Source organism: Micromonospora sp. C81, assembly GCF_018070425.1.
GTDB lineage: Bacteria > Actinomycetota > Actinomycetes > Mycobacteriales > Micromonosporaceae > Micromonospora > Micromonospora zamorensis.
In genome coordinates this window covers 55904-78634 of the sequence record NZ_JAGPXS010000007.1, presented here as the reverse complement: position 1 = coordinate 78634, position 22731 = coordinate 55904, and the positions used below count along the sequence as shown (strand labels likewise).

Annotated in this window: 19 protein-coding genes; 15 read left to right on the top strand and 4 right to left on the bottom strand. The window is 71.3% G+C overall.

The features are described 5' to 3' along the window. Positions 1 to 38 precede the first annotated feature (38 nt). From KBX46_RS14045 to KBX46_RS14040, 3 genes are read left to right on the top strand one after another with little or no spacing between them, the layout of a single operon-like run. Positions 39 to 1142 (top strand): endonuclease domain-containing protein, encoded by a 1104-nt coding sequence (locus tag KBX46_RS14045; RefSeq protein WP_210792833.1) that lies wholly within the window; start codon positions 39 to 41, stop codon positions 1140 to 1142. Continuing rightward, positions 1139 to 1828: a hypothetical protein gene (locus tag KBX46_RS32525; protein ID WP_141909074.1), complete on the top strand. Its 690-nt coding sequence runs from the start codon at positions 1139 to 1141 to the stop codon at positions 1826 to 1828. The genes KBX46_RS14045 and KBX46_RS32525 overlap by 4 nt, the downstream gene beginning before the upstream one ends. Beyond that, on the top strand, positions 1825 to 5082 hold the full coding sequence (locus tag KBX46_RS14040) for a helicase HerA domain-containing protein (protein WP_308159504.1): 3258 nt from the start codon (positions 1825 to 1827) through the stop codon (positions 5080 to 5082). Before KBX46_RS32525 ends, KBX46_RS14040 begins: the two co-directional genes overlap by 4 nt. A gap of 26 nt (positions 5083 to 5108) precedes the next feature. Here the strand turns inward: KBX46_RS14040 and KBX46_RS14035 are convergent, their stop codons facing one another. After that, positions 5109 to 5513 (bottom strand): DUF3224 domain-containing protein, encoded by a 405-nt coding sequence (locus tag KBX46_RS14035; protein ID WP_210792831.1) that lies wholly within the window; start codon positions 5511 to 5513, stop codon positions 5109 to 5111. A 155-nt stretch (positions 5514 to 5668) separates the two neighbouring features. On the opposite strand from KBX46_RS14035, the gene KBX46_RS14030 reads away from it, so the two are divergent. Further along, positions 5669 to 6001 carry a putative quinol monooxygenase gene (locus KBX46_RS14030; protein WP_088947801.1) on the top strand — a complete coding sequence of 111 codons (333 nt, stop codon included), beginning with the start codon at positions 5669 to 5671 and terminating at the stop codon, positions 5999 to 6001. 81 nt (positions 6002 to 6082) lie between these two features. On the opposite strand, the gene pdxY is transcribed toward KBX46_RS14030, so the two are convergent. The 3 genes from pdxY to KBX46_RS14015 form a co-directional block, all read right to left on the bottom strand. Next, positions 6083 to 6934, bottom strand: a complete 852-nt coding sequence (gene pdxY, locus KBX46_RS14025) for a pyridoxal kinase PdxY (protein WP_088947800.1) — start codon at positions 6932 to 6934, stop codon at positions 6083 to 6085. A 138-nt stretch (positions 6935 to 7072) separates the two neighbouring features. Continuing rightward, positions 7073 to 7867, bottom strand: a complete 795-nt coding sequence (locus KBX46_RS14020) for a trypsin-like serine protease (protein ID WP_088947799.1) — start codon at positions 7865 to 7867, stop codon at positions 7073 to 7075. 146 nt (positions 7868 to 8013) lie between these two features. After that, positions 8014 to 9030 (bottom strand): LacI family DNA-binding transcriptional regulator, encoded by a 1017-nt coding sequence (locus tag KBX46_RS14015; RefSeq protein ID WP_099852615.1) that lies wholly within the window; start codon positions 9028 to 9030, stop codon positions 8014 to 8016. A 255-nt stretch (positions 9031 to 9285) separates the two neighbouring features. On the opposite strand from KBX46_RS14015, the gene KBX46_RS14010 reads away from it, so the two are divergent. The 11 genes from KBX46_RS14010 (at position 9286) to KBX46_RS13960 (ending at position 22730) form a co-directional block, all read left to right on the top strand. Further along, positions 9286 to 11640, top strand: a complete 2355-nt coding sequence (locus KBX46_RS14010) for an AbfB domain-containing protein (protein ID WP_210792830.1) — start codon at positions 9286 to 9288, stop codon at positions 11638 to 11640. A gap of 495 nt (positions 11641 to 12135) precedes the next feature. Then, positions 12136 to 13428 (top strand): cytochrome P450, encoded by a 1293-nt coding sequence (locus tag KBX46_RS14005; RefSeq protein WP_210792829.1) that lies wholly within the window; start codon positions 12136 to 12138, stop codon positions 13426 to 13428. A gap of 250 nt (positions 13429 to 13678) precedes the next feature. Further along, a complete protein-coding gene (locus KBX46_RS14000; protein ID WP_210792828.1) occupies positions 13679 to 14161 on the top strand; it encodes a helix-turn-helix transcriptional regulator in 483 nt (160 codons plus the stop codon). Between the two features lie 178 nt (positions 14162 to 14339). After that, the gene (locus KBX46_RS13995; RefSeq protein ID WP_210792827.1) at positions 14340 to 16805 is read left to right on the top strand and encodes a nitrate- and nitrite sensing domain-containing protein; all 2466 of its coding nucleotides are present in this window, start codon (positions 14340 to 14342) and stop codon (positions 16803 to 16805) included. 16 nt (positions 16806 to 16821) lie between these two features. After that, positions 16822 to 17226: a roadblock/LC7 domain-containing protein gene (locus tag KBX46_RS13990; protein ID WP_088947795.1), complete on the top strand. Its 405-nt coding sequence runs from the start codon at positions 16822 to 16824 to the stop codon at positions 17224 to 17226. A gap of 53 nt (positions 17227 to 17279) precedes the next feature. Next, on the top strand, positions 17280 to 18473 hold the full coding sequence (locus KBX46_RS13985) for an ABC transporter substrate-binding protein (RefSeq protein ID WP_210792826.1): 1194 nt from the start codon (positions 17280 to 17282) through the stop codon (positions 18471 to 18473). Continuing rightward, positions 18470 to 19366, top strand: coding sequence for a branched-chain amino acid ABC transporter permease (locus KBX46_RS13980; protein ID WP_210792825.1), 897 nt, complete (start codon positions 18470 to 18472; stop codon positions 19364 to 19366). Before KBX46_RS13985 ends, KBX46_RS13980 begins: the two co-directional genes overlap by 4 nt. Continuing rightward, positions 19363 to 20382, top strand: coding sequence for a branched-chain amino acid ABC transporter permease (locus KBX46_RS13975; protein WP_210792824.1), 1020 nt, complete (start codon positions 19363 to 19365; stop codon positions 20380 to 20382). Before KBX46_RS13980 ends, KBX46_RS13975 begins: the two co-directional genes overlap by 4 nt. Beyond that, positions 20379 to 21122 (top strand): ABC transporter ATP-binding protein, encoded by a 744-nt coding sequence (locus KBX46_RS13970; protein WP_210792823.1) that lies wholly within the window; start codon positions 20379 to 20381, stop codon positions 21120 to 21122. The genes KBX46_RS13975 and KBX46_RS13970 overlap by 4 nt, the downstream gene beginning before the upstream one ends. Then, positions 21122 to 21919, top strand: a complete 798-nt coding sequence (locus tag KBX46_RS13965) for an ABC transporter ATP-binding protein (protein ID WP_141909064.1) — start codon at positions 21122 to 21124, stop codon at positions 21917 to 21919. The genes KBX46_RS13970 and KBX46_RS13965 overlap by 1 nt, the downstream gene beginning before the upstream one ends. Positions 21920 to 21926: 7 nt before the next feature. Then, positions 21927 to 22730: a bifunctional 2-polyprenyl-6-hydroxyphenol methylase/3-demethylubiquinol 3-O-methyltransferase UbiG gene (locus KBX46_RS13960; protein WP_210792822.1), complete on the top strand. Its 804-nt coding sequence runs from the start codon at positions 21927 to 21929 to the stop codon at positions 22728 to 22730. Position 22731: the final 1 nt, after the last annotated feature.

Sequence of the window (22731 nt, the reverse complement as noted above, 5' to 3'; positions counted from 1 at the left end):
GCCACCGATCGCGTATCCCCCTGTCGTAGGGTGCCGACATGGCGCACCCCGTCCGGGCTGACGACGATGCCGGCACGGCGTGGTGGGCCGCCCCGCCGACGCGGCGGGTGAGTCACCTGCCGGCCGTCGACCCGGAGCTGCTGCGGGTGGCACTCGACCCATTGCCACCAGCGGCGCCCGCGGTGGTGCACTACCGGCCCACGGTCGTGGGTCCCCTCGGCGACCTTGTGGACGCTCTCCTCGACCAACTGGACACCGCGGCGCTCGCGATGTTCCCCAGCTGGTTGGCGGGCGCCGACCACTTCGAGACCGAGGGCACGCTCGGCGTGGCGGCGGTGCGCGCCCTCGCGGCCCGGACCGCTGCCCGTTCCCGGCACTTCGGCCCATTCCTCGCGGACCTCGCCGAGCGTGGGCTGCGCGGTCCGCGCCGGCCCGTCGGCCGGTCCCGCTTCGCCCCGGGCGTACGCGCCGCCGGGCTCGCCCGGGTGATTGCCGAGGCGTACGACCGGGAGGGCTGCGTTCTCGTCATCGCTCTGCCCGACCTGGGCGCGGGTGCGGAGCGGACACTCGTGGCCGCCGCCGAGTGGCTCGTGCGGCACGCCGACTTCACGGTGTGGCTGGCTAGCGGGCCCCTGCGCCACGTCGACCGGGTCCAGTCGGTGCCGCTGATGGTGCCGGCGCGATTCGCCGGGCTGACCAGCACGATCAACCGGATGCCGGCCATGGCCGCCGAGCCGGAGTCGACGGTGTTGGTCTGGCCGCCGATCGCCGGCGTGCCACGTGGTGACAGCGCGGCCGAGCAGGCGTTGGAACGCGCGCTGGCACCGCACGACTGGGCACGGGGCCGGCGTTGGAACCAGACATACGAGTGGCACGTACTGGGTGTGGCGTACCGACTGGATCTTTTTTGGCCCGTGGAGGGTCTTGCGGTCGAGGTGGACGGCCCGGAGCATCGTGGGCGAATCGCTTTCGCCAACGATCGGCGGAGAGACGTGCAGCTTCAACTACTCGGGCTGGATGTTCTCCGCTTCACCAACGAGCAGGTGCTCTCCGACGCGCCGGCGGTAGTCGACGGGATCCGTCGGCTGCTGGCCCGGCGACGCGCGGGCGGCACGCACCCCCACGGAGATGAGAAGACATGACGAGCCCGGCGGACGTCCCGCACCTGACGCCGAACCAGATCAACGCCCTCGTGGTGCTGATGGCCGAGGCGCGCCAACTCACCAACGTCGAGCTGCGCGAGTTGGCCGGTTTCACGCTGACCGGCAAGGACAACAAGAAGCTCGTCGATCTGGGCCTGGTCGACACCGACAAGTCACGCCGGACCTTCGCCCACGAGCTGACCGACGAGGGCTGGCGTGTGGCACGTCAGCTACACACCGCTGCCCCGCCGAAGCAGGGCGGCTCGACCACCCGGTCACTGTTCGTCGTCCTGTCCAACCTGCACCGTTCGCTGGACCGGCTCCGGGTCAGCCACGGCGACTTCTTCAAGCAGACCGACGCCACGGCCTCGCCGGCCAGCGAACCTCGGCACGAAACACCGGCGCCGGCACCCGCAGCCGCGGCGGACGTGGAGGCGCTGGTTCGTACGGCGTACCGGGAGCTTGCCCCCGCGCCGGGCGCCTGGGTCGGTCTCGCCGACGTCCGGGACCAGCTTGCCCACACCGACCGGCCCACCCTGGACGCGGCGTTGCGGGCGATGGTCGGTCGGGAGGATGTCCGTATCATCCCGGTGGCGAACACCAAGTCACTGACCCCACGGGATCGTGCTGCAGCCGTTCGCATCGGGAACGAGGACAACCACGCCCTGGCGATCGGCCCGGCGTGATCCCCGACGACCAGCGGGTCGCGCTGGAAGCAGTGAGTCTCAACCCCGCGGTCACCCCCGATGACGTCTGGCGACCCAGCCCGCACAACGTGCCGGAGCTGCACGAGACGGTGGTCGCGGAGATCCTGCGCGGGGTGGCGCGGGCCCGCACCGACGACACGAGCATGCCGCTCGGTGTCGCCATGCAGGGTCGCGCTGGCGCCGGAAAGACGCACCTGCTGGGGGCGGTCCGCGGACAGATCCAGCGCGACGGGGGCTACTTCTTCCTGGTCGACATGGTCAGTGGCAAGACGTTCTGGGAGAGCGTGGCCCTGGCCCTGGTGGAGGGCATGGGCCGCACCCACGTCGGCTGGGGCACCCAGCTGAAGACCTTTCTGCGTCGACTCACCCCGCAGCTCGGCCTGCCGGTGGAGATCCGCGACGCGGTCGCCGGTGCCCGACCGGTGACCCGTGCGCAGCTCGACGCTTTCATCCGGGCACTGCGCGCCCGCGATCGGGAGGTCGGGCGGGACACGCAGGACACCGCTCGGGCCCTCGTCCTGCACGGTGCCATCGACTTCGAGGCACAGGACGTGGGTTACGCCCACCTGATCTCCGAACCAGGCGACCCGGACGCGCGGGCGGCATGGGGGTTGAGCACCGCGGTCCGCACGCCGCAGCAGATCGTGCAGGACATCTCCCGACTGATGGCCCTGACCCTGGACCCCACGGTCATCGCCGTGGATCAGCTCGACACGCTGTTCGCCCAGACCAGCACCTCGCTGCTGAACCACCACAACGGGTTGGAGGACGGCCAGGCCAGGGTGCTCGGCCCGATCGCCGACGGCCTGCTCAAGCTCCGCGACATCACCCGCCGCACGCTGGTCGTCGTCTCGTGCCTCCCGGACACCTGGGTGCTCATGACACGCACCGCGCCCACCCCGGTCGGCGACCGGTTCCGGGTGGCGACCCTGCCGGACCGGATCCCCACCCCGGAGATCGGACAGGCGATCGTGGCAAAGCGCCTCACCGCGGCGTTCGCGGGTCCGCACTTCGTGGCGCCGCACCCCACCTGGCCGATTGCCCCTGCCGCCTTCGCCGACGCACCCACCCTGACGCCACGCGCCCTGCTGCGCAGGGTGGACCGCCATGTCGCCTGGTGCCGCGACCGCGACGAGGTGGTCGAGCTCGACCGGCTCATCGACGGCGCGGACTCGATGCCGACGGAGGGCACCACCGTCCGCGGCGGGTCTGGCGACCCGACGGACGACCGCCGCCTGCGCGAGTTGGACGCACGGTTCACCGAGCTGCTCCAGGCCGCGGACGTGTCAGCCGCCGTCGACCCGGCAGGCGAGGACGAGCACATGCCATCGTTACTCGCCGCCGGCCTGGCCGCCTGGATCGCCGAGCAGGCGCCCACCGGTGCCACCTACAAGTACGATCCGCCGCCCGGTCGCAAGCCCGCGCTGCACGGACGGCTGATCGAGGTGCTCGACGAGGCCACCGAGAACGAGGCGCACTGGTGCTTCCGGGCCATCACGCATCTCAACGCCATCGCCGTCACCGCCCGCGTCAAGGCCGCCTGCACACTGGCCGGACTGGACCGGGACCTTCCACAGCGGCGGCTGATCCTGCTGCGCAACGGTCCGTGGCCGACTGGAAAGCGTACGACCGAGGTGTTGACCGGCTTCGACGCGGCCGGCGGCCTCCGGCGTGGGGTGTCCGAGGCGGACCTGCGGGTCTTCGCGGCGCTCCGGGTATTGGCGACCGAGCCGTCAACGGCCTTGCAGGAATGGCTCGTGGCCCGTCGTCCGGCCAGCGGCACCGAGCTGTTCCGGGCGGTCCTGCCCGGGCCCGACCGGACGCGCGACGGCACCCCGTCCGCACCGACCGACCCCACGGACCAGTCGACGGGCGGCGCCGATCCCGGCGCGACGAGCGCGCCGGTCGCGGACGTGACCGATGGTCCGTCGACCAATGCGGCCGACGTGCCCGCACCCGCGGACGCGGTCGACACTGTGGTCGACGCGGGCGGTCGCGCCATCCTGCTGGGGCGAACCGTCGACGGCGGCCACCCGTTCACGGTGGCCCTGGAATCGTTGCGCCGGCACGCCGTCGTGTTCGCCGGGTCCGGTTCGGGCAAGACGGTGCTCATCCGCCGCCTGGTCGAGGAGTGCGCCCGGGAGGGTGTCTCCGCGATCGTGCTCGATCCCAACAACGATCTCGCCCGGCTGGGCGACGCGTGGCCGGAACCGCCGAGCGGCTGGGCGCCCGGCGACGCCGAACGCGCCACCGACTACCTCGCACACACCGAGGTGGTGGTATGGACGCCCCGAGTCACCGCCGGCCGGCCGCTGAGCTTCCAGCCGCTGCCCGACTTCACCTCACTGCGCGACTGGCCCGACGAGTTCGATCAAGCCGTCCGCTCGGCCGTGGAGGCGCTCGCGCCGCGCGCCGGCGTCGACCGGTCGAGCAGGCTCGCCCAGCAGGGCAAGGCCGTTCTCACCGAGGCCCTCCAGGCGTACGCGCGAAGCGGGATGGTGGGCCTGCCCGGCTTCACCGAGTTCCTCACCGACCTGCCCGAGGGGGTCAGTCGACTGGCCCGTGCCGGGAAGCTCGCCGAGGAACTGGCCGAGGCCCTCAAGGCGGCTATGGTCACCGATCCGCTCTTCGGTGGGGTCGGTGCACCGGCCGACCCGGGGCTGCTGCTGACGCCGTCGCCGGGGCGGCGGGCCCGGGTGTCGGTGATCAGCTTTGTCGGACTCACCTCCGACCAGGAGCGGCAGAGCTTCGTCAACCAGTTGCAGATGGCGCTCTTCGCCTGGATCAAGCGGCACCCGGCCGGTGACCGACCCCTGGGCGGGCTGTTCGTGATGGATGAGGCGCAGACGCTAGCGCCCTCGACCGGCACCACGTCCTGCACCGCCAGCTCAATCGCGCTCGCCTCGCAGGCGCGCAAATACGGGCTCGGGCTGGTCTTCGCCACCCAGGCGCCCAAGGGTCTTCACAACCAGATCTCCGGCAACGCGACGACGCAGTTCTTCGGGCTGCTCAACGCACCCGCGCAGATCGACGCGGCCCGGCAGCTCGCCGAGGCCAAGGGCGGGCGACTTCCGGACATCGGCCTGCTCAACAGCGGTGAGTTCTACGCCGCCGGGGAGGGGTTCTCGTTCGTCAAGGTCCGTACCCCGCTGTGCCTGACGCACCATCCGAAGGCGCCGTTGAGCCCCGAGGAGGTCATCGCCCGTGCCCGCCCGGCCGGCGTCGACGGTTGACCCACCGACCGTCCGCAAGGCGGGCGTCAGGACAGGTCGTAGTCGAACCAGATGCTGTGGGTGCCGTCTTCGTCGACTGTCAGGCCTCCCGTTCCACGGATGCCGGTCAGGCCGCCGGTGCCGCTAGTGGGGACGATCGTCAGGAACTCGGCCTGCCGGTCCTGACCCGTGGTGGTGGCGGAGTGCACGAAGTTGAAGGTGCCCGCGTGGCCGGCGACACTGCCCTCGAACGACTCCATGGCGACGTACGTGCCGGTGCCGGTAGTGGGATCGAAGGCGGCCGTGAAGAGTGTTTCGGATCGGCCGTCGATCTCTCCGGTGAACGTCTTGCGCATGGTGGCGAAGCCGACCGGCAGGCCAGTCTTGACCTCGGGGCTCGGCACGGGGACCGCGGTGAACTCAGCCACCTCGAACGTTCCGATTGCTCGCATGTCCCGCACGGTAGTCCGCTCGGCTGACATTTCCGTCGGGATTTCGAGCGCTTCCAAACCTGATCATGACTGTGGCTCGGGCAGAGGTGCACGGGTCCGGCCGGCTGTCCGGCTGACTTCGACGGGTGACCCGTCCGGCTGGGTAACCTGACGCCATGATCTTCATTACCGCCAAGTTCCGGGTCCTGGCCGAGCACGCCGACCGGTGGCCGCAGATCGCCGCCGACTTCACCGAGGCGACCCGGGCCGAGCCGGGCTGCCTGTGGTTCGACTGGTCCCGCAGCGTGGACGACCCGACCGAGTACGTGCTGGTCGAGGCGTTCCGCGACGACCAGGCCGGCGCGGCCCACGTGCAGTCCGCCCACTTCCGCGCGGCGCAGGAGACCCTGCCTCCGCACCTGGCCGAGACGCCGCGCATCGTGAACGCCACAGTGCCGCAGGAGACCTGGTCGCTGCTCGGCGAGATGGCCGTCCCCGAGAGCCGCTGACCGCCGCAGGCACGCGGCACCGCCCGCGCCGACCGCGTCGAGGCGTTCCTCGACGCGTCGGCGGTCGGTGTCGACCCGTCGTCAGCGCAGCCGGCGGGCGGTGAACCGGGCCGGCGGGTCGGCGATCACATCCTGTGCGGCGATCAGTTGGATCTCCCGGGTGCCGGCCGCGAGTGTCGCTTCGAGCACGGCGTAGACGGAGGCGATGGTGCGCTCCAGCGCGATCGCGGGTGAGCCGGTGGTCCACAGGTGCGCGAGATACAGCGCCGCGGTGACGTCGCCCCCGCCGTTCGGGTTGATCGGCAGCAGCGGCGTGGTCACCGCCCAGGCGCCCTCGTCCGAGACGGCCACCACCTCCAGCGAGTCCGGGGGCAGGTCGCCGTGGAGCACGCTGGTCACCAGGACGTGCCGAGGCCCGGTCGCGCGTACGACGTCGACCGCGTCGAGCACCTCCGCGAGCGAAGTCGTCGTACGGCCGGCGAGGAAGTCGAGCTCGAAGTGGTTGGGCGTGATGATGTCCGCACGCGGCACGACGGTGTCCCGCAGGTACTCGGGAATGCCAGGGCGGACGAACATGCCGCGACCGGCGTCGCCCATCACCGGGTCACAGCAGTACAACGCGGCCGGGTTGGCCGCCTTGACCTTCGCCACCGCGTCCAGGATCACCGCGCCCATGGCCGGGTCGCCCTGGTAGCCGGACAGCACCGCGTCGGCGCCGCCGAGGGCTCCACGGTCCGCGATGCCCTCGATCACCTCGGCCACGTCGGCGGCCGCCAGCATCGGCCCCCGCCACGCGCCGTACCCGGTGTGGTTGGAGAAGTGCACCGTCAGGACCGGCCAGACCTCGTGGCCGAGCCGCTGCAGGGGAAACACCGCTGCCGAGTTGCCGACGTGACCGTAGGCGACCGACGACTGGATGGACAGGATCTTCACCGGCTCATCATGGCCGCCCGGGCGGGCGCCGCACGCGCGGCCCGCCGAATCTGTCGGGTGGCCCACTCGCCGCGTACCCCTCGGTGACGAGCGGGCGGCCCGGACATCGTCGTCCGGGCCGCCCGATGGTTCTCCCGGTCAGCCGCCGAGGCTCGCCGCAGCCGAGGCGATCGACGAGGCGAAGTAGCTCACCTGGGTGTAGACACCCGGATAGTTGGGCCGAGCGCAGCCGTTGCCCCAGCTCACGATGCCGACCTGGATCCAGGCGTTCGAGGCGTCGCGGCGGAACATCGGGCCACCCGAGTCACCCTGGCAGGTGTCCGTGCCGCCGCTGGCGTAGCCGGCGCAGATCTCCTGGGCGGGGATGAGGTCACCGCCGTAGTTGGCGTTGCAGGTGGAGTCGCTCACGAACGGCACGTTCGCCTTGAGCAGGTACCGCTGCTGGCCGCCGCCCTCACGCGCGGCGCCCCAACCGGCCACGGTGAAGGTGCCGCTGTCGTAGGCGGTCGTGTTGGCGATCTTCAGAGTGCTCAGCCCGGTGACGGGGCTGGCCAACCGGATCAGCGCCCAGTCCCGGCCGGAGCCGTTGTAGCCGGGAGCCCGGTAGACGTAGTTCGACCGGACGGTGATGCGGCTGGACGACTGGAGGTCGACCGTCCCGAGCGTCGCGGTGATGCTGGTGTTGGTGCCGGTCGAGCCCACGCAGTGCGCCGCGGTGAGCACCAGTCGGGCGCTGTACAACGCCCCGCCGCACCCCATCGAGAGTCGCACCATGAACGGGAACTCGCCCTGAGCGGCGCGGGTGCCGCCGACGACGTTCGGCGTCATGGGGTTGTCGGCCGCTGCGGCCGGCGCGGTGAGAGTGAGGCTGGCCGCGGTCACCGCGGCCAACGTGGTGGCCAGCAGGCCAGTGAGGGTACGCCAGCGAACCATGCATTCCTCCGCATCAGGATGGCACGCCTCGTGAGCGCACCCCGTTCGAGATAGCGGTCATCATATTGAGGTACTTGGATTTCTTGCGCCATCCTCTCTGGGTCGTACCACCGGGGCTATGGGTCTCGCCCGGTGCGCACCGGCCGTCAGCCGCCGGGCGTACCCGTGCTCTCCCGGCGGATGAGCCGAAACGGCGTCTGCACGGTCAGCGGTGCCGCGACCTGCGCTCCCTCGATCCGGGCGACGAGGCGGCGCACCGCGAGACGGCCGATCTCCCGCTTGTCCGGCGCGATCGTGGTGAGGGTCGGGGTGCTGAACCGACCTTCCTCGATGTCGTCGATCCCGATCACCGCGACGTCCTCCGGCACCCGGAGACCCGCCTCGGCCAGCGCCCGCAGCGCGCCGGCGGCGACCAGGTCGTTGTAGCCGAACACCGCGTCCGGTGGGTCGCCGAGCGCGAGCAGGTCACGCATCGCCCGCTTACCGTCGAGCCGGCCGAACGCGTCGGTGCGGGCGACCAGTCGCGAGCGGTACGGCAGGCCGGCGGCGGCCAGGGCCTCCCGATAGCCGCGTACCCGCAGGTGGGCGGACTGCCGGTCGCCACCGTGCGTGGCGCCGATGAACGCGATCCGGCGGCGGCCGATCGCCACGAGGTGCTGGATCGCGGCGTGGCCGGCGGCGACGTTGTCGATGGCGATGTGATCGTGCGGCACGTCGTAGACGCCCTCACCGATCAGCACGAGCGGGGTGCCCGCGGTCCGGGCCAGCACCTCCTCCCGGCCGATCCGCACCGGACTGAGGATCAGGCCGTCGATGATGTGCCGCCGGGACCCGTCGAGGAGCGCCAGTTCCGCTCCCCGGTCCGCGGCGGTGTTCTCCATGACCAGGGTGTAGCCGAGCCCGGCGGCCTCGGCGATGGCGATCTCGGCGAGCTCGGCGAAGTAGGGGTTGTTCAGTTCCGGGATGGCCAGGGCGATCAGCCCGGTACGCCCCCGACGCAGATGTCGCGCGCCCAGGTTGGGGCTGTAACCGAGTTCGTCGATCGCCTGCTGCACACGCAGCCGGGTCCGCTCCCCCACCGGCCGGTATCCGTTGACCACGTTCGACACCGTGGCCAGCGACACGCCCGCGCGTTGGGCGATGTCCTTGAGGTTTACGCCCATCCACCGACCCTTCGCCAGGGGGACCGCCGAGCCGGGCACGCATCGACGGACAAGGATTGACGGGAGGCCCGGCGCGGCTCTATAACGTTATACAGGCGATGATGGATGTCAATATCCCAGTCCCGCCGACGCGTGGAGATCCCACCGGCATCCGTCGATGACGCCCGTCCCCCGTCAGTGACCACCCGATGCCCACCACCCACGCGCTTCGGGCCTGGCTGCACCGCCCGCGGCGACTCGCCCCTCGGAGACGGCATGACACGTCAGGTCCCCATCCGCCCCGCCCTGCCGCTGCTGCTCATCCTCGCCCTGATCGCCGGCGTTCTCGCCGCGCCAACCCCACCGGCGTACGCCGCACCGGCCAAGACGCCGCCACTGACCACCCCCTGGACCAGCCAGGCGCTGGCCGGCACACCCCTGCCCGAGTACCCGCGCCCCCAGATGACGCGACCGGACTGGCTCAACCTCAACGGCGAGTGGCAGCTACGCCAGTCGGCCACCGACGACGCCCCGCAGTTCGGCACCGCCCTGCCCGAGCGGGTCAACGTGCCGTTCCCAGTGGAAAGTGCGCTCTCCGGCATCCAGCGGGCCGCCAACGACAACCGCAACTACCTGTTCTACCGGCGCACCGTCACCGTCCCGGCCAACTGGTCGGGACGGCGGACCCTGCTGCACTTCGGCGCCGTCGACTGGCAGAGCACCGTCTGGGTCAACGGCGTACGGGTCGGCGCGCACACCGGCGGCTACGACGCCTTCACCTTCGACGTGACCCCCCAGCTCACCACCGGGGCGAACGAGATCGTCGTCAAGGTCTGGGACCCCACCGACACCCGACAGAACGGCAGCCTGCCCGCCATCGGCAAGCAGACCAAGACACCCGGCGGGATCTTCTACACCCCCAGCTCCGGCATCTGGCAGACGGTGTGGATGGAGCCGGTGCCCACCGCCTCCATCAGCAGCGTGGACGTCTACCCGAACCTGAGCACCAACACGTTGCGGGTGCGGGTCTTCACCCGTGGCGACGTGAGCGGCCACAGCGTGCTCGCCGAGGCGCTGAACGGGAGCACCGTGGTCGGCTCGGCCACCGGCGGCTTCACCGAGTTCAGCGTGCCGGTGCCGAACGCACGCCGGTGGTCGCCCGACGACCCGTTCCTCTACAACCTCCGCGTCACCCTCCGCAACGGCTCAGCTTCCACAGTGGACCGGACAGCGCACTACTTCGGCATGCGGGAGATCACCACGGGCCTGGTGAACGGGGTGCTGCGCCCCAAGCTCAACGGCCAGTTCGTGTTCCAGGTCGGCACCCTCGACCAGGGCTTCTGGCCGGACGGCCTCTACACGGCGCCGACCGACGCCGCGCTCGCCTTTGACCTGCAGAAGCACAAGGACCTGGGCTTCAACATGGTGCGCAAGCACATCAAGGTCGAGCCACAGCGCTGGTTCTACCACGCGGACCGGCTCGGCCTGCTGGTCTGGCAGGACATCCCGTCGCTGACCGCGCAGGACATCAACCCGACCGACGCCCAGCAGGCGCAGTTCGAGGCCGAGGCACGCGAGATCGTCGACGAGCACCGCAGCTCGCCCGCAGTGGTCGCGTACACGCCCTACAACGAGGGGTGGGGTGAGCGGTCCCTCGCCGACACCCGGCGGGTCGCGCAGAACATCAAGAACCAGGACCCGACACGTCTGGTCAACCCGCACAGCGGCCACAACTGCTGCCAGTCCCTCGGCAATCCCGGCAACGGCGACATCGACGACTGGCACGTCTACCTCGGGCCCGACTCGCCCGCACCGTCGAGCAGCCGGATCGCCGTACTCGGTGAGTTCGGTGGGCTGGGCCTGCACACGCCGGGCCACGAGTACAGCCCGAGCGGCGGCTTCTTCGCCTACGAGTGGCAGACCAGTTCGAGCGCCCTCACCGATCGGTACGTGGGTCTGGTGCAGGGCAGCCAGAACCTGATGGTCGGCAAGGGGCTCAGCGCCTCGGTCTACACCGAGATCACCGATCTGGAGGGCGAGCTGAACGGCTTCCTGACCTATGACCGGCAGGTGATCAAGATGGATCAGGCACGGGTCCGCGCCGCCAACACCGCCCTGATCAACGCCTCGAAGACCATCGGCAGCTCGGCGCCGGTGGCCCTGCCGGTCAACACCCGGCGGTCGTTGCAGGTGACGACGCCCGGGTTCACCAACCGCTACCTGCGCCACCAGGACAGCCTGGCCTACACCGAGGTGGTCGCCGCCGCGAGCCCCAGCCTGCTCAAGGCCGACGCCACGTACACCATCCGGGCCGGCCTGGCCGATGCCGGCTGCTACTCGTTCGAGTCGGTCAACTTTCCCGGGCAGTACCTGCGCCACCAGAACTCCCGGGTCCGCAACTCGCCGGACGACGGCTCGGCGATCCTGCGTGCCGACGCCACCTGGTGCGCACGGGTCGGGCTGACCGGCTCGGGTGTGTCGCTGGAGTCGTACAACTTCCGGGGCAGGTACCTGCGGCACTACAACTCGGAGGTCTGGCTCAGCAACGGCACCGGCGGCGACGCGTACAACACGCCGACGTTGTGGACCGCCGACAGCACCTGGAACATCGCCAGCCCCTGGGCGCCCTGACCGCTGACCCGGCGGGTCGTCACGCCAGAACATCGCGGGGGTTCCGGCCTGGGCCGGAGCCCCCGCGACGCGTGCGGGCGTCGCCGCTCCCACCGCCGGGCAGGTGGCCCGAGCCCTGCGTCACCTGCCGGTCCGGAGATCGTTTTCCGGTCATGAGGGAGAGCGGCACCGTGATTCCGCCGTCCATCATGGGCGGTCGTCCGCCTCATCCCTTCCTGATGGTCTCGTTGACGCGCGCAACGGGCATCTCGTCGTGAAATGGGGTCGACCGACGGCAAGGACCCAGGCGCAAGTTGCATCCAGCCGGTTTCAGCCGTCCGTTGCAGCACGCATTATGTCGCGGCATAAATAGACGGTGACCAATCTTGACTTGTGCGGCTACTCAGCGCACCGTAAAGAGCCAGAGGCAGATGCGCGCCATTATCGGCCCAAACTGACCGACCTCAAAAATGGAGGCGCTGCCGGTTTCGCGCCGCGCGCATCAGGAGGCTTTCCATGCGGTTGAATCCGTTCGCCGGGGTCTATCTCACCGATCCGGCAGGCATGTGGCGGCGCATTCTCGACGATCCCGACGGTGTGCACTACGCCGAGGATCTGGGTTTGTGGTTGATCAGCAGGCACGCGGACGTCCGGCGCGCACTCGCCGACGTCGCGACGTTCGGCAACGCCCTCACGCTCGCCCCGGTCTACGAGGTGTGCCCGGAGGCGATGAGCGTGATCATGCAGATCGACGCGCCCCCCACGACGGCCGCAGCCGACCCGCCGGTGCACCCCCGCACCCGTCGGGCCCTAAGGGCGGCCTTCGCCAGCACCCCCGAGCGGGTCGAGGTCGAGTACGGCCCGATCATCCGGCGCCGGGTCGACCAGTTGGTGTCCCGGCTCGCCGCCCGCCGGGGCGATCAGGTCGACCTGATCCCGGAATTCGCCAGCGAGCTCCCCCTGCTGGTGGTCCTGGACATCCTCGGTGCGCCCGACGGCGACATCGGGCGGATCCGGAGCTGGGCGGACGGCCAGATCGCGCTCATCTGGGGGCAACCGGAGCCTGCGGAGCAGGTGCGCCTGGCGCAGGATCTGCTGGAGTTCTGGCACTACTGCGAGGAGCTTGTCCGCCAACGGGTGGACAGTGGACACCAGGGCGACGACTTCATCAGCCGCGCACTGGCATACCGGGACGACGACGACGCGGTCCTGACCGTGCCAGAGGTCGCGAGCCTGGCCTTCAACCTCCTCGTCGCCGGCCACGAGACCACCGCCGGGTTGCTCGCCCACGCCCTCGACCAGGCGCTGTCCAGTCCGCGGCACTGGTCGGAGCTCACCGCTGACCCGGGGGCCGTCTCGGCGTTCGTGGGCGAGACCCTGCGCTTCGCGCCCGCCATCGACGGCTGGCTGCGGGTGACCAACCGGGACGTCACACTGGGAACGGTGACCATCCCCGCCGGGGCACGCTGCCTGCTGCTGATCGGGGCGGCGAACCGCGACCCCGCGGTCTTCGCCCACCCGGACCAGTTTCATCCACATCGGGCGGACGTGGGCAATCACCTGTCGTTCGGCCACGGCCCGCATTTCTGCATAGGCGCGGGATTGGCGCGGCTGGAGGCTGAAATCGCAATCACCCGACTCACCGAAGCCATTCCCGGCCTCCGCCTGGCGACTGGGCAACAGCGCTCGTACAAGGCCAATGTCGCGTTTCGCGCCCACCACACGCTGTTCGCGGTAATCGATACCATGGCACCGGCCGACGTTCCGGCGGCGCGAGGTGAGGCGGCCGTCGAAGCGCAGGCCGCCTGACAGTGCCGGTGCGCCAACGGGCCTGCCCGCGCGCGGACGAGTGCGGGAAGGGTGGCCTTCCCGCCCCTGCCCGGCACCGGCAAGGGGCCTGACACGCACCCTTTTCTGCTTTGTCCGACGATCCAGGTCGGTGAACGTCTTCACACCCATCGCGTCCTGGGTTAAGAATTGTCCCCTGTGAATGTTCAGCTCATCAGCCAATCTCGATCCGGCTTCCGCTGCTGATTCTCGAAGCCACGAAGGTGAGCGCATGGAGCACACGTCCCCGTCGAGCCCCGCTCCCCCTGCGGCCAGCGAACGGTTCCGATGGGAACTGCGCAACTGCCGCGTCCGACGGGGTCTGACCCAGCGGGCGCTGGCGGATCTGGTGCGGTTCAGCCGGGAGACGGTCGCGGCGGTCGAGTCCGGTCGCCGGTTCGGCAGTCACGAGTTCGCGCTGCGCTGCGACGACGTGCTCGGCACCGACGGCCGACTCGCGGCGCTGTGGCCGCAGGTGGCGGCCGAACAGGCGGCGGCCGACGGCCGCCGAGGCCCCCGCGCCTCACCACCGGTCCGGCCGGACCGGCCGGTGCCCCGTCAGCGTGATCGACGCGACGCGCGCGACCCCGGCGCCGTGGTGGACGCGATCGACGAGCTGCGTGAGCTGATCGGGCAGGTGCTCAACGGCCCGTCCGGTCCGGACGACGCACAGCGGCCGCAGCCGCCGGCCGACCCCCGCGACGACCAGCGCTGACCCCACGATCCCGGCTCGGTCTCAGGGCGTCACCGGCCGCTGACGTTGGGTACAGATGCTGGTACGGCCAGTTTGTACCACGGCCAGGTCTGGCCTACGAGCGCGGCTTCCGGCCGAATGGGACTTGCATTCGGCAACGTGCGGATAGACCGTCATCGACGAGTCGTGGGAGTCAATCTTGGCGTCGAGCACCCGGTCCCACGCGGCCAGACCCTACCCGACCCGGCGACGCGGTTGGAAGATCGCCGGCCGGATGCGCCTCATCGTCGCGGCACCGCTCGTCGCCGTGATCGGCTTCGCCGGTCTCGCGCTGACCGAGAGCGCACGCCAGACAGCCCGGGCCAGCGACCTGCGGGTCCTGGCCCAGGTCGGCGCCGAGGCCGGTGACCTCGCCTACCGCCTGCAACGCGAACGCATCGCCGCCGCCGACCTGCTCACCTACGGCGGGCCGGAGCAGCAGGACGCCTTCGGTGCGGAGATGGCCACCACCGACGACGCTGTCACGCGCTACCGGAGGCAGCGAGACCGGCTGTCCGCCGACGCCGAGGCCAACCGGGCTCTCCTGCGCCGCATCGACGCGGCCCTGGGCAGCCTCGCCCCGCTGCGCACCCAGGTACGCACGGCGACCCACGCCTCGGTGTCGGCGATGACCTTCAGCTACCGCATCGCCATCGCCGATCTGATCAACTTTCGGGAGACCGTCTCGCACGGCGTGGTGGACGCCCGGCTCGCCGACGGGATCCGGGCGTCGGCGGCACTGTCGAAGACGGCCGAGGCGATCGGTCAGCAGCAGGTCGCCGTGCTGCGGGCGGTCGCGGGCGGCGAGCTGACCCCGGCCATGCAACAGGACATCACCGCCGCCCGCACCAGCTACACCGAGTCGAGCCTGTCGTTCCTGGCCCTGGCCCCGGCCGAGTGGAGCCTCTGGTGGGAGCAGGCCGGCACCGGCAAGGAGGCGCTCGCCCTGCAACGGATGCAGGACGAGGTGTCCCGGGCCCAACCGGGGTCGCGGTTGCAACTGGAGACCGGCGGCTGGGTGTCCACCACCCAGACGCGTGCCGCCCGTCTGGCCGAGCTGCGGGGGCGGGTCGACGCCGCGGTCCGCGACGACGTCCGGGCCGCGCACACCGACCAGCGCCGCCGGGCCGTCGCCGAGGCGGTCGGCGTCCTCCTGGCACTCGTCCTCACCGCGCTGGTGACCTGGGCAGTCGCCCGGCAGATCACCCGGCGACTGCGTCGCCTGCGGGACGCCGCGAACGCGGTGGCGTTCGAACAGCTCCCCGCCGTCGTGGCCCAGCTCCAGCAGCCGGGCAGCGCCGCCGTCGACCCGGACAAACTGGCCCGCCAGCAGTCCAGCGCCGCCCTCGAACCGTCCACCGGCGACGAGATCGGCGAGCTGGGCCAGGCGTTCAGCGCCGTCCACCAGGCCGCCGTGCGGACCGCCGCCGAGCAGGCCGTCATGCGCGCCAACACCGCCGACATCTTCATCCACCTGAGCCGCCGCGAACAGCGGCTCGTCGACGCCGTCCTGGCCCAGGTGGACCTCGTCGAACGGGACGAGACCGACCCCGACCGGCTCCACCAGCTGTACACGCTGGACAACCTGGCGACCCGGATGGGCCGCATCAACGCCAGCCTGCTGGTGCTCGGCGGCGTCGGCGTCGGTCGCGTACGACAGCGCGACGTCCCCCTGCAACAGGTGCTCCAGGCGGCGCTGTCCCAGATCGAGCACTACGCGCGGATCCGGCTCGGCATGATCGACGGCGACGTCGCCGTGGCGGCCAAGACCGTCGACGAGGTCGTGCATCTGATCGCCGAACTCATGGACAACGCGACGACGTACTCGCCGCCGGCCAGCGAGACCTGGGTGAGCGGCCGGAGCCTCGGTGACCGCGTCATCATCCAGATCAGTGACGAGGGTGTGGGGCTGTCCCCGCAACGGATGCAGCAGCTCAACGAGCTGTTGGCCCGCCCACCGGCGATCGACGTGGCCGCCGTACGGGCGATGGGGTTGGTCGTCGTGGGTCAGCTCGCGGCCCGCCTGGGCGCCACCGTCCAACTGCGACGCGGCCCCCGACGCGGCATCCTCGCCGAGGCGACGCTGCCCGCGACGATCATCCGGTCTCTGCCACCGGAGGAATACCTGCTCGCACCCGGACGGCTCTCGCGGAGGGCGGCCCGCACGGCCAGTCCCCCGCCGCCCTACCAGCCGCGGCCCGAGCCCACCGCCGGGCGACCCCCGGCCGAGCGGACCCTCCCGGCGGCGCCGGTGTTCCGACCGGCTCCCCCGCCCCCGGACCGGGGTGACGCGCCCACCGAGGAGCTCCTCATCTTCGAACAGGTCAACCACTGGTTCCAGAGCGACGTCGCCGAGGGCCACGACGGCCAGGAATGGTCCGGTCCAGCCGACGACGCCTGGCGCACGGCTGCCCAGGCGCACACCCCCGAGGTCGCCACCACCACCAACTCCGGCCTGCCCAAACGGCAACCGCAACGGCAACTCGTCCCCGGCGGCGTGACCGTCCCCCAGCAGCAACAACGGTCCGAGTACCGCGATCCGGCCCAGGTGGCGACGGCGATGGCCGCGTACGCGCGGGGTGTGGCGAACCGCCGGCGCACCCCGATCAACCTCGGCAACAAATGACGCGACAGGAGAGCACGTGACCGACCAACAGGATCTCGGCTGGCTGCTGGACACCTTCGCCGCGCGGGCGACCGAGGTCAGCCACGCGATCGCCATCTCCAGCGACGGTCTGATGGTGGCCGCCACCCGCGACCTGCCGCCGGACCGGGCAGACCAGTTGGCTGCGACGGGTAGCGGGCTCGTCAGCCTGCTGCGGGGCGCGGCGGCCTTCTTCGACGCCGGCGCGGTGATCTCCAACGTCACGCAGCTCGAGGGCGGCTTCATGTTCTCGATGGCCTTCAACGACGGTGCCTCGTTGCTGGTGCTCGCCGCACCCGAGTGTGACGTGGGCAAGGTCTCCTACGAGATGACCGAGCTGGCCAACCGCATCGGGGACGCCCTCACCCCCGCGGCCCGAGCGGCACTCGCCCGCAGCCGCTGACCACCCCGGCGCCCCCACGCCGGAGACCCCTTCCCCTTCCTCTGGAGTCAGACATGCCTCTCACCACGCCTTGGCGCAGCCGTGCCCTCACCGCCGCGCTGCTCGCGGCCGCGCTGACCACCAGCACGGCCTGCGGCAACGACGCGCCGGGCACCAGCGCCAGCGGCTCGATAAAGATCGGCCTGCTCGCCTCGTTGTCCGGGACGTACCAGGCGGTCGGCACGGAGATCCGCGACGGCTTCCAGCTCTACCTGGACACCCACGACGGCAAACTCGGCGGTCGACAGGTCGACCTCGTCATCGCCGACGAGGGCAACGGCGCCCAGACCGCGGTCCCGGCGGCGACCAAACTGCTCAAGCAGGACCGGGTGTCCGCGCTCACCGGCATCGTCGGTGGTGGCTCCGTCGCCGGGGTCACCCCTCTGCTCGACGAGACGAAGGTGCCGCTCGTCGGTTCCAACGGGCGACCGGAACTCAAGGACGTCTCCCGGGTCTGGCACACCTCGTACCTCTCCGACGAGCCCGGGGCTGCGATCGCCCAACACGTCCGCGACAACGTGAAGGGCTCCGTCTACGCGATCGGGCCGGACTACCAGGGCGGCTGGGACGAGCTGCGGGGGTTCACCGACGCGTTCGGGAAGATCGGTGGGAAGCTCGCGAACTCCGACGGCAAGACGACCTTCACCCCGTTCCCGGCCACCACCAACTTCACCCCGTACTTCGCCCGGATCAAGGCCTCCGGCGCGGCCGCCGTCTACACGTTCTACGCCGGCAGCGCCGCTGTCGACTTCGTCAAGCAGTACGCGCAGTCCGAGATCAAGGACGTCCCGCTGTACGCGGCCGGGTTCCTCACCGAGGGCGGCGTGCTCAACGCGCAGGGCGAGGCAGCCCGGGACATCTTCTCCGTGCTGAACTACTCGCCGGACCTCGACAACGCGGAGAACCGCGCCTTCGTGGCGGCGTGGAAGGCCAAGCACGACGGCTCACCGACGACCTACGCGCTCGCCTCGTACGACGCGGCGGCGGTGCTGGACCGGGCGATCGGCGCCGCCGGAAGCGACCCGACTCCGGAGGCCATCAACACGGCCATCGGCCAGCTCGGCCAGATCGCCAGCCCGCGCGGCACCTGGCAGTTCTCCACCACCACGCACTCCCCCGTGCAGAAGTGGTATCTGCGGCAGGTCCGCCAGGACGGGCGGGCGCTGTCCAACACCGTCGTGGGTGACCTCGCGACCGTCGGCCGATGATGGTGGTGGCGGCCGACACCAACCGGATCGATCCGTACCTGATACCGGCGCTGGACGGGGTCGCCTACGGCCTGCTCGTGTTCGTCGCCGCGTCGGGCCTGGTCTTCTGTTTCGGCGTCGCCAACATCCTCAACCTGGCGCACGGCATGCTCTACGCGATCGGCGGCTACACCGCCGCGGCGCTGCTCGACGGCGGCTGGGCGAGTCTGACGCTGGCGCTGACGGTCGGTGTGCTGGCCGCCGCCGCGGCGGGTGTGCTCCTGGCCGGCCTGCTCGCACCGGTCGCCGCCGGTAACCATCTGAGCCAGGCGCTGCTGACGTTCGGTGTGGCGCTGGCCGGCGGCAGCCTGCTCGTCGCCGGCTTCGGTCCCGACGATCCGCAGGTCCTGGTGCCCGCGGCCCTGGAGGGGTCGGTGGTGGTCGCCGGTCACCGCTACGCCGCGTACCGGTTGGTCTTCATCGTCGTCGCCGCGGTGATCGCCGCCGCGCTCTACCTCGTCATGCGACGCACCAGGGCCGGCATGCTGGTCCGGGCGGCCGTCGACGACCCCGAGATGGTCGCCTGTCTGGGCGTGAGTCCCGCGCGGATCCGCGCCGGCGTGCTCGCCGCCGCCGGCGCGCTGGCCGGTGCGGCCGGCGTGCTGGGCGCGCCGATCATCGGCCCCGGCACGGACACCGCCGACACGGTGCTGCTGCTGTCCCTGGTGGTCGTCGTCCTCGGCGGGCTCGGGTCGATGGGCGGCACCCTGCTGGCCGCTCTCGCGATCGGCGAGATCCAGACGCTGGGAGTGGCGCTGCTGCCGTCCGCCGCACCGTTCCTGCTGTTCGCCGCTATGGCGGCGGTGCTGGCCGTGCGGGCGCGTGGCCTGGCCAGCAGGTGGAGGGCGGCATGAGGGACGAGGTGATCCGGCGCGCGCGGGGCGCTGTGGCGGCCCTCGCCCTGGCCGGCCTGGTCGTGGCGCCCTGGGTGGTCGACGACTACACCACGGCGATCCTCGCCCGGACGCTGGCGCTGGCCCTGGTCGGGGTGAGCGTCGCCCTGCTCACCGGCGTCGCCGGCATGCCCACCCTCGGCCAGACCGCACCGTACGCGGCGGGCGCCTACGCCTGCGCGGTGGTCGGCAGCCGGATCTCCGATGTCGGCGTCGTGCAGCTCGCCGTCGCGGCGGCCGCCGGGGCGGTGCTGGCCGCGCTCACCGTGCCCCTCGTCGTCCACGCCCGAGGGGTGATCGTCCTGATGATCACGCTGGCCATCGGTGAACTCGCCGTCACCGTCCTCGGCCGCTGGCGGTCGGTGACCGGCGGCACTGACGGGTTGGCCGGCATCGCCGCGGTCCGCCCGTTCTGGGGGCTCCCGGTCCTGGCCAACGACCAGGCCCGTTACCTGTACGCCCTGGTCGTCGTGACCGTGCTGGTCGGCGCGGTGCTGTTGCTGCTGCGTACCCGGGCGGGGCTGCTGCTGCGGGCCGGCCGGGACGACGAGACGCGGCTGCGGGCCAGCGGTCACCGGGTGCCGCTGTACCTGTCCGGCGCGCACATGGCCGCCGGGGCGATAGCCGGTGCGGCCGGCTCGCTCCTGGTCGTCGCCCAGCAGTACATCTCCCCCGCCGATTTCGGCTTCGACACCTCCGCGCTGCTGCTGCTCGGTGTCGTCATCGGTGGCACCGCCTCGGTCGGCGGCGCCCTGGTGGGAGCGGCGCTGGTCATCGCCGTACGGGACTGGTTGTTCGGGGTGCTGCCCGGCCACGCGCCGCTGGTGCTGGGCGCGTTGTTCGTGGCGACGGTCTACCTGCTGCCCACCGGCACGCACCGGGCACGGGGCCGGTGGCGTCTGCCGAGCGCGCCGGCGAAGCAGCCGGACGCGCCACCCGCCCGTGACCAGGCCACAGTCCCGGAGCTGCACCGATGACCGGTCTGCTGAACGTCGAGGAGGTCAGCGTGCGGTACGGCTCGCTGGCCGCGCTGACCGGTGTGGACCTGTGCATCCACGACGGTCAGCGGCACGCGCTGATCGGCCCCAACGGAGCCGGCAAGACGACACTGCTCAACGTGATCGGCGGGTCCACGAAACCCCAGCGCGGCAGGGTGATCTTCAATGGACGCGACCTCGGTCGGCTCGGCCCGGCGGCCCGGGCCCGACGAGGTATCAACCGCATCCACCAGCGACCCGCCGTCTTTCCGACACTCACCGCGATGGAGAACGTGGTGGTCGCCGCGCTGCCCCGGCTCACACCCCACCGCAGGTGGTGGCCGGGTGGACGTCGGCGCATCGCGCAACACCGGGCGGGCCCGCTGCTGGATCAGATGGGCCTCGCCGACGTCGCGACGGTGCCGGCCGGGCACCTCGCACACGGCCAACGACGCCAGTTGGAGATCGCCATGGCCCTTGCCGGTCGCCCTCGCCTGCTGCTCCTCGACGAACCGGCGGCCGGGCTGTCCGCCGTCGAGGTCGGCCGGCTCGTCGAGTTGCTCCAGGCGCTGCCCAGGGCGGTCGCCGTGTTGCTTGTCGAACATCGACTGGACCTGGTGTACGCGCTCTCCGACACCGTCACCGTCCTGCGCGACGGTCGGACGTTGGCCGCCGGCACGCCGGACGAGATCCGCACCTCGCCGCTGGTGCGGCAGGCGTACGCCGACGGGGTGGCCTGATGCTGTCGGTGGATCGTCTGTGCGCCGGCTACGCCGGAGGGATCGTGCTGCACGAGGTCAGCCTGCGGGTCCGCCCGGGCAGCATCCAGGCCGTGGTGGGTCGCAACGGCGCGGGCAAGAGCACGCTCGTGCACACGATCGCCGGGCTGGTGCGAGCCTCCAGTGGTCGCATCGAGATCGGCGGTGTGCACGTGGCCGGTCGGCAACCGCATCGCATCGCCCAGTCCGGCGTCGGTCTCGTCCCGCAGGGCCGGCGGGTCTTCTCCCGGTTGACCGTGGCCGAGCACCTGCACCTGGCGGCCGCGCCGTGGCGGGCACCCGTCTCCGGTGGCGAGGGCTGGACGGTGGCCCGGACCCTCGAACTGCTGCCGAGATTGGCGGCGCGGCTGCGACACCGCGGGTGCGAACTCTCCGGCGGCGAGCAGCAGATGCTGGCGATAGCGCGGGCGCTCCTCGGCCAACCACGGGTGCTGCTGCTCGACGAGCCGTGTGAGGGCCTCTCACCTGACCTGGCGGCGCGGGTGCGTGAGCTGGTCAACGGTCTCGCCGCCGACGGCCTGACCGTGCTGCTCGTGGAACAACAGCTCCAGCACGCGATCGACGTCGCGGACCGGGTGGCGGTGCTGGAGTACGGCCGGGTGGTCTACGACCGTCCGACGGCCGAGGCGCGCGTCGACCCGGCCCCACTGGCGGCGATGTTGAGCGTCGCCGCCGCCCCACCGCCGCCGCCGCCCAACCGACCGGCCCCTCGGCTCTGGGCCGACACCCCCACGTCACCCGACCCCTCGGAGAGGTAGACACCCGATGGCAACCGCTACCAGCGATGGCACGTACACGTTCGACAACGGCCAACCGGAGGCCGTTCCCCAGATGCAGGCACTGGAGTCCTTCTTGGACCCGATCACGACGCGTCGACTGGCCCAACCGGTGCTGCGACCGGGAGCGACCTGCTGGGAAGTGGGGGCGGGCGGCGGCTCGATGGCCCGGCGGCTCGCCCGCGCTGTCGGCGACGACGGCCACGTGCTGGCCACCGACATCGACCCCACGCACCTCGCGGCGGAGGGCAACCTGCACGTACGCCGGCACGACGTGCGCACCGAACCGCCGCCCGGGGACGCGTTCGACCTGATCCACGCCCGGCTGGTGCTGCTGCACCTCCCCGACCGGCGACGGGTCCTGCGTACGCTCACCGGCGCGCTGGCTCCCGGCGGGTGGCTGGTGGTCGAGGAGTTCGACTGCACCGCGCCGCTGCGGGTGCTGACCGCGCCGACCGACGACGCCGCGAAGCTCTTCGCGCAGGTCATGGACGCCATGATGGGTGTCCTGGCGGACCACGGCGCCGACCTCGGGTGGGCGCAGGACGTGCACACCGAGATGGCCCTCGCCGGTCTGACCGACCTGGACACCATCACCCACTCGCAGAGCTGGGCCGGCGGCTCGACCGGAGCGTCGCTCTACGAGACGAACTCCCGCCAGTTGGAACCGGACCTGCTCGCCGCGGGGCTGTCGCCGAACCAACTGAACGCCTTCCGGCGGCTGGTCCGCGATCCCGGGTTCGCCGTCATGTCGTACCACTTCGTCTCCACGCGGGGTCGCCTGCCGAAATGAG

Coding starts and splice junctions, on each gene's coding strand:
- KBX46_RS14045 (WP_210792833.1), top strand. CDS start 39: ATGGCGCACCCCGTCCGGGCTGACGACGATGCCGGCACGGCGTGGTGG.
- KBX46_RS32525 (WP_141909074.1), top strand. CDS start 1,139: ATGACGAGCCCGGCGGACGTCCCGCACCTGACGCCGAACCAGATCAAC.
- KBX46_RS14035 (WP_210792831.1), bottom strand. CDS start 5,513: ATGCGAGCAATCGGAACGTTCGAGGTGGCTGAGTTCACCGCGGTCCCC.
- KBX46_RS14030 (WP_088947801.1), top strand. CDS start 5,669: ATGATCTTCATTACCGCCAAGTTCCGGGTCCTGGCCGAGCACGCCGAC.
- KBX46_RS14020 (WP_088947799.1), bottom strand. CDS start 7,867: ATGGTTCGCTGGCGTACCCTCACTGGCCTGCTGGCCACCACGTTGGCC.
- KBX46_RS14015 (WP_099852615.1), bottom strand. CDS start 9,030: ATGGGCGTAAACCTCAAGGACATCGCCCAACGCGCGGGCGTGTCGCTG.
- KBX46_RS14010 (WP_210792830.1), top strand. CDS start 9,286: ATGACACGTCAGGTCCCCATCCGCCCCGCCCTGCCGCTGCTGCTCATC.
- KBX46_RS14005 (WP_210792829.1), top strand. CDS start 12,136: ATGCGGTTGAATCCGTTCGCCGGGGTCTATCTCACCGATCCGGCAGGC.
- KBX46_RS14000 (WP_210792828.1), top strand. CDS start 13,679: ATGGAGCACACGTCCCCGTCGAGCCCCGCTCCCCCTGCGGCCAGCGAA.
- KBX46_RS13985 (WP_210792826.1), top strand. CDS start 17,280: ATGCCTCTCACCACGCCTTGGCGCAGCCGTGCCCTCACCGCCGCGCTG.
- KBX46_RS13980 (WP_210792825.1), top strand. CDS start 18,470: ATGATGGTGGTGGCGGCCGACACCAACCGGATCGATCCGTACCTGATA.
- KBX46_RS13975 (WP_210792824.1), top strand. CDS start 19,363: ATGAGGGACGAGGTGATCCGGCGCGCGCGGGGCGCTGTGGCGGCCCTC.
- KBX46_RS13970 (WP_210792823.1), top strand. CDS start 20,379: ATGACCGGTCTGCTGAACGTCGAGGAGGTCAGCGTGCGGTACGGCTCG.
- KBX46_RS13965 (WP_141909064.1), top strand. CDS start 21,122: ATGCTGTCGGTGGATCGTCTGTGCGCCGGCTACGCCGGAGGGATCGTG.
- KBX46_RS13960 (WP_210792822.1), top strand. CDS start 21,927: ATGGCAACCGCTACCAGCGATGGCACGTACACGTTCGACAACGGCCAA.